Source organism: Colwellia sp. (genome assembly GCF_013215345.1).
GTDB lineage: Bacteria > Pseudomonadota > Gammaproteobacteria > Enterobacterales > Alteromonadaceae > Colwellia.
On sequence record NZ_JABSOV010000163.1, the window covers coordinates 1 to 6,653 of the forward strand.

Below are 6,653 nucleotides of genomic sequence, written 5' to 3' on the forward strand. Positions count from 1 at the left end.
AAAAAAGATCCGGGAATTATGAAGCTATTTGTCTATAAATCTTTAGAGCAGCTGTTAAAAACTTGTTTTATTGCCACCAGTTTTTTGGTGATCAGTTTGTGGCTGATTATAGGGCTAGTACAACATTGGACAGTGGCGAACATTGTCTTAACAAGCGCTGGTTGGGCATTAATATTGTGGTTATGCTTTTCTTATATTTATAAAAAAACCCTCATTGCCTTTAAACGCGCCAGTATGCACCTCGAAGCTGTGCACAATGATGACTATTGCCAGTATGCAAAACCTGCTTTTCGCGCCGGCAAGGTGAAAGAGTTTCATCTTGATCTCGACAATTTAAGTTCTCATTTGCAATTACTCAAGTCACGCTACGATCAACATATCTTTCTGGTTTATCGACTCATAGATCAACTAGACACCCCGATTATGGTATTTGACCAGCACCCTCAGCTTACTTATGCCAATGGCGCTTTTAACGAATTGTTCCCCCAGCCCTGGCAGATATTCAGACATTCCTCTCCTGAGTTATTAGGCCTTGAATTTATAGATAATAATTGGCATTTTAAAGAAAAACAACGAGACAATAAGTGGCAAATCCGCCACAGCGAATTTATCGAGCAAGGACAAACTCACCAATTAATGGTTTTTGTTAATATTGAGTCGGCATTGAGACAAAGCCAGCTTGATGCCTGGCAGCAGCTTATTCGAGTGCTCGGACATGAGATTAATAATTCATTAACTCCGGTATCTGCATTAGCTCAAGGACTAAGTTTAAAGGCTCAGGGGAAAAGAGAAAAGCAAGCGTTAACCGTGATTACCGAACGATGTCAACACTTGCAGGATTTTGTCAGCCGATATGCGTCAATTAGCAAGCCATTTCACTTAAATTGCCAGATACTGTCAGTCATGAATATTGCCAAGCGGATTCAAGGCCTACTCAAAGATATTCCATTGCAGGTAGAATTAAAAACGGAACGTTTTTGGGCAGACCCTGCTTTTATTGAACAAGTTTTGTTAAACATTATTAAAAATGCCGTTGAAGCCTCTGAACCTGGTGGAAAAATAAAACTGACCTTCAGTGAAACTGTTAATTCATCACTAATTGAAGTGGTTGATAGCGGCCATGGTTTTGCTAATTTGGATAACCTCTTTGTGCCTTTGTATTCAACCAAACAAAATGGTCAGGGTATTGGTCTTAGTTTCTGTCGTAACATTATCGAACATCACAAAGGCACTATTAAGCTGGTCAATAATGATAACTCGCCGGGTGTCACTGTATCTATCACCCTGCCTTTAGTTAACCAAGAAAAACAGTAGTAGCCCGTAGCTAATAAACTGAGTTTTTGCCGTACTCTCATCAAAAAACTGATTACAGAACATCACAAAGGCACTATTAATCTGGTTAATAATACAGATGTACCTGGTGTTACGCTTTCAATCCCCCTACCTTTCTTTAGCCTTAGTTCCATTCTGGGGCGCAGTAGTTCACCAGCGGACTAAACCTACGTAACTAAACACCAATAAACAACTAACACATTGATTTTCAATGCAAATAAATATTGGCACGAAATTAGCTTTAAGCACTATTACGATTCAGTAAAGTATTTAATCAAGGTGTCTCCTAAATGGATGTAAAGAAAATTAAACTTAAGCAAAACAAATTCAAATCAATGCCCTTTATCGGTGGTTTAACGGTTTGTTTGCTGGCAGCCCTCACCTGGTATGTCAGCGCTAACGCTGGCGGAACATCTGTTAAACGTAACGACTTGCTTTTTGGTACGGTAAAACAAGGTGACTTGCAGGTAGAAATAGAAGGTTATGGTGCTTTACGTTCAGATAAACAATTGCTGATCACTTCATTAACTAGTGCTACGGTGCAGGAAATTGTCCTGAAGCCAGGTGCATTAGTTACTCCAGACAGTATTATTGTTCAACTTGCTAACCCTGAGTTGCAACAACTGCTAGATAGTGCAGTCCAAGAACTTTCACAACGTAAAGCCAATTTACGCCAATTAAAATTAAGCCATCAACGTGAAATTCTTAATGAAAGTGGCAGCTTTGCAGAAATGGAAGCAAGCTACGAAACGGCTAAGGTAAGGTTAGAGGCACAGAGCGGCTTGGTTAAATCAGGCATAGTCTCGGTACTTGCCTATAAAGAAAGCCTAGTTCACGAAGCTCAGCTTAAAAAGCGCATAATAATTCACCACCAACGAACCGCTGCACTTAAATTAGTCAATCAAGAAGCCATTAATATTCAGCTTGAACAAATCAAGCAGCAACAGGGGCAACTGGCTATCGCTCAAAACCGTTTAGATCGTCTTACCGTTAGAGCGGGATTTAGTGGAGTTTTACAACGTTTATCGGTTGAGTTGGGGCAAAGTTTAGCGGCTGGGCAGGAAGTTGCACTCATTGGCAGTGTTCAGGATCTAATTGCTTTGGTTAGGGTGCCACAAAGTAAGGCACAACAAATCTTTATTGGCCAAAAGGCTATTGTTGATACCCGCCGTGACAAAATTATTGGTACTGTTGTACGTATTGATCCTGTGGTAGTAGAAAATACTGTTGAAATTGAAATCGCTTTACCGGATCAGCTGCCAGCCAGTGCGCGTCCGCAACTCAGTGTTGACGCCGTTATTATTACCGACACCTTAACCAATATTACCTATATGAAACGTCCGGTTAATGGTAAGGCTAATTCAAACGCCTATTTATTTCGACTCGATGAGTCACATAATACGGCCATGAGAACCGAGGTTAAATTTGGTAAAGAGGCGGGTCGATATATCGAAATCATTGAAGGTGGCAAGGTTAATGATACTTTTATTGTTTCGGACTTATCACTGCTGAAAAATTCAGAACTGACCATAGAAAACTTTTAGGCGCTATCTAGTAGCTGACAATACTTACAAAAAAATAACTACAAAAACAATAACTAATTACCCCCTTATTTAAGTTAAAAGAATAGGAAAATAAATATGACTGATATAAAAATTGAAATGAAGAATATTGGTAAAGTCTTTGAGACTGATGATGTTGAAACCCACGCGTTAAGAGGCGTAGATATTGTAATTCGTGCTGGCGAATACATCTCTATCTCTGGTCCATCTGGCTGTGGTAAATCTACCTTGCTGTCTTTATTAGGTTTATTAGATATGCCAAGTTCAGGCTCTTATGCAATAGAAGGGCTTGATGTTAGCTCACTTTCTCTTGATGAAGCAGCTCGTATTCGTAATGAAAAAATCGGTTTTGTCTTTCAATCATTTAACTTAATTGACGAACTTTCTGTATTTGATAACGTCGCCCTACCTTTGCAGTATAAAAAGGAATTACCGACAGATGAATTTATCAAAGCAAGAGTCGAAACCTGTTTGAAAATGGTAGAAATGAGCCATAGAGCAGATCATAAACCTAATCAATTGTCGGGTGGACAGCAACAGCGTATTGCTATTGCCCGTGCCTTAGTTGCCGATCCAGCGATATTATTAGTGGATGAGCCAACCGGTAACCTAGATTCAAAAAGTGGTGACACGGTAATGGCGGTATTAGCTGAGCTCAATAAAAATGGTACCACCATCTGTATGGTTACCCATGATGCACGTTATGCCAATATGGCGAATATCCAACTTAAATTACTCGATGGTCAGATCGTTAAAGACGAACCATTAAAGGTGGCAGTATGAGGACATTCATCCAACAACATAAACAGGCCTGGGCCAGCTTAAAAAAGAAACCTGGCTTTGTATTAACCGTATTAATGACCATGGGTATTACCCTAGGGGCCTTATTATGTGCAGTAACGCTCAACTACTTGTTGCTAGTTGAGCCGCTACCTTACCCAGAGCAAGAGCGTCTTTTTGTTGCAGAACATAAACTTATCGGCGCAAAAAATGAAACCAAAGCAGTTGCTTTTACTTACCCGGGATTAGTACATTTATACAATAGTAAAGAAGCATTCGAGCAAGCTGCAATGCTTAGTTATGGTGGCGATGTCATCATTTCTCACAGCAGTCAGCCGTTGATTAATGCCGCTTATGTTACACCTGAGTTTCATCAGATTTTAGCCTCGCCTTTGGCGCTTGGTAGAACCTTTGAAGCAAGCGAAGCTATTGATACCTATAACCCTGTGGCGATGCTCAGCTATAACACTTGGCAAAATGAGTTTGATGGCAGTGCTGATATTCTTGAACAAAAAATCACCTTAAGCGGCATTAGTTACCGAATTATTGGTGTATTAGGCAAGGATTTTGTCGAGCCTGAGCTGGCTGAGATTGGCCGAAAAACTAACGTATGGATGCCATGGGATTATAATTATGCAAGAGAAAGAGAGAGAGAGAGTTTCGGTAACATCAGTGGAAACCTTAAATTTCTCGGTTTATTGAAAGAAGGTGTTAGCCCAAGCCAAGCAAAACAGTTGTTAACGCCGTTAGTGAGTAATCGTTGGATAGAAGGTGTTGCTGATACCGACTTTTTCAAAGGCTGGTCAATTGAAATGCGTGTGCGTTCGGTTAAAGAAGTTATTCTCGGACAAAGTGAATCGATTGCGGTAATGTTGCTAGCGGGAGTTATCGGCTTGGTATTAATCGCTTGTGCTAATATTTCTAATTTATTTATGTCTAGAACAGCAGAAAAGCAACGTCAAATGGCGATTCAAGCTGCAATAGGGGCAACTAGAAAACACTTATTCAAAGCAATGCTTGCTGAAACGACCTTGCTGATGTTTATGTCGATAGTACTTGCCTTAGTGATTGCCCAGACTGGGTTTTATATTATGCAGCAATATTTAGGCGCAGTATTACCTCGAGTTAATGAACTAGCACTTAACCCTATTACTTTAGGCTGTGCTGTATTAGTGACTATAGCTTTTGCCTTGTTTTTCGCTAAATTAAGTATCCGCATGATCAATTACCGTGCGCTAAATACCACCTTACAAAGCAGTGGTAAGGGCAGTGGTTTGCAAGTATCTAAAAAAACTCGCCAAGTATTAATTGCTAGCCAAGTCGCCTTAGCTACTGTTTTAGTCTTTGCTAACTTTAGTTTACTAAAAGATGCGGTGAAAACCATTAATGCACCGCTAGGTTTTGCCACCGAGAATATCTCAACCTTGATTTTGAATTTTTCATCAACAGACTTTCCAACTCAAGAAGAGTCGATACCTATTATGGCTGAGGTAATGGAGAAACTTGAGGCCTTACCGCAAGTAGAGTCTATTTCTCAAGGACGTTCTCCAATAGAGGGTTTTAGTGTTAGAGCATTAACGAATGTTGCTGATAATGAGAGATACACGCCTTATTTAAAAGGTGCGGATCATAGGTATTTCAATATGATCGAGCAACCATTAATACAAGGAGATAACTTTACTCTTGTCGACCTCAAAGATGAAAACAATGTGATGATTGTTAACCAATCATTTGCCAAGCAGCTACAAGCTGATGGTGATGTCTTAGGTTTACAAATATCAACGGGTCGTCCAGAACCGCTTAAAATAATAGGTATTGTTAAAGATATTGCAATACCCGGTGATACTCCTCAGGACCATAACAGTGAAGCTGTTGATTCTGGCGTAGCAAGAGCTTATATACCTACCAGCCTTGGCGGAGAGTCTTTTATGCTTAAACTTAAACCTGGACAGACTGTTAGTCGTGAGCAACTAGGTAAACTGTTAGCAGAAGTTGATTCAAGATACTCAGTGTTTAGTTTTAATGCTTCCTCTGACATTCTTACGCAGAGCTTATTCTCTGAAATAACGACAGCAGTGACTACCGCGATATTGGCTAGTTTGGTATTTTTATTAGCAGGCATCGGTTTATACGGAATTTTAAGTTACGGCACCCAACTTAGACGATTTGAATTAGGCGCCCGTATGGCAATAGGTGCAACACGCAAACATTTGATCACTTTGATTATTGGCGATAATACCAAGGCGGTATTAGTTGGCTTTGTTGGTAGTATTATATTGTTTGCTCTTGCCTATATAGGGTTGAGTGAATACATTCAGCCATTCCTTTCTTGGCAAATGGTGCCGATGATGGTGGTGACTTTAGTTTTGATCATTCTAGTGACCTTATTTGCCTGTTACTGGCCATTAAGACAATACATTAATCAGCCGGCAATATTTAGCCTGCGGGGTAGCGATTAAGCGTCCTTGTTTTAAGGTAATAACTAAAGTATGAAAAAAAAAGATGGGCATGGCCCATCTTTTTTATATTCAGATGAATGGTATGTCACAGGGATGTGACTTATTAGACAATGCAGACGGTATAGGAAGTACCTTATTAGATAATGCAGGAGCAATTATCCTGAGCATATTGTTCTGATGTTAGAGTGTCACCTCATATACTTAAGTAACTTTAATGACTAAGAATATAAATGAATTTCCAATCAATTTGAGTATAATTCCTAAGTTAATCACTAAATTAATAATTAAGTAACTTTTAGATTTTTTATCCAAAACAATAGCACCACAGAGCGTATCAATGACAACTCCCATCATTAAAATGCAGCAACTAAACAAGGTGTTTAGCACAGATGACATGCTCACCCATGCTCTGCTAGACATAGACATTGAAATTCAGCAAGGTGAGTATATTTCCATTTCTGGCCCCTCGGGTTGTGGAAAATCTACCTTGTTATCTATTATGGGGCTATTAGATTCCCCC

The 6,653-nt window shown here is 39.7% G+C and carries 5 protein-coding genes; all 5 read left to right on the top strand.

Annotated elements, in window-relative coordinates:
• The coding region (locus tag HRT50_RS17000) for a PAS domain-containing sensor histidine kinase (protein ID WP_291616687.1) at nt 1-1,314 on the top strand (1,314 nt) is incomplete at its 5' end.
• 308 nt (nt 1,315-1,622) lie between these two features.
• Nucleotides 1,623-2,876 (top strand): HlyD family efflux transporter periplasmic adaptor subunit, encoded by a 1,254-nt coding sequence (locus HRT50_RS17005; RefSeq protein WP_291616689.1) that lies wholly within the window; start codon nt 1,623-1,625, stop codon nt 2,874-2,876.
• Nucleotides 2,877-2,972: 96 nt separating this feature from the next.
• Complete coding sequence (locus HRT50_RS17010; RefSeq protein WP_291616691.1) at nt 2,973-3,677, top strand: ABC transporter ATP-binding protein; 705 nt, start codon at nt 2,973-2,975, stop codon at nt 3,675-3,677.
• Nucleotides 3,674-6,133, top strand: coding sequence for an ABC transporter permease (locus tag HRT50_RS17015; RefSeq protein ID WP_291616693.1), 2,460 nt, complete (start codon nt 3,674-3,676; stop codon nt 6,131-6,133). Before HRT50_RS17010 ends, HRT50_RS17015 begins: the two co-directional genes overlap by 4 nt.
• A gap of 337 nt (nt 6,134-6,470) precedes the next feature.
• Nucleotides 6,471-6,653, top strand: a 183-nt coding sequence (locus HRT50_RS17020; RefSeq protein WP_291616695.1) for an ATP-binding cassette domain-containing protein, incomplete at its 3' end; no start/stop codon positions are given.

Excerpts from the sequence above, each read along its gene's own strand:
- HRT50_RS17010 (WP_291616691.1), top strand. The coding sequence starts at position 2,973 with ATGACTGATATAAAAATTGAAATGAAGAATATTGGTAAAGTCTTTGAG.
- HRT50_RS17005 (WP_291616689.1), top strand. The coding sequence starts at position 1,623 with ATGGATGTAAAGAAAATTAAACTTAAGCAAAACAAATTCAAATCAATG.
- HRT50_RS17015 (WP_291616693.1), top strand. The coding sequence starts at position 3,674 with ATGAGGACATTCATCCAACAACATAAACAGGCCTGGGCCAGCTTAAAA.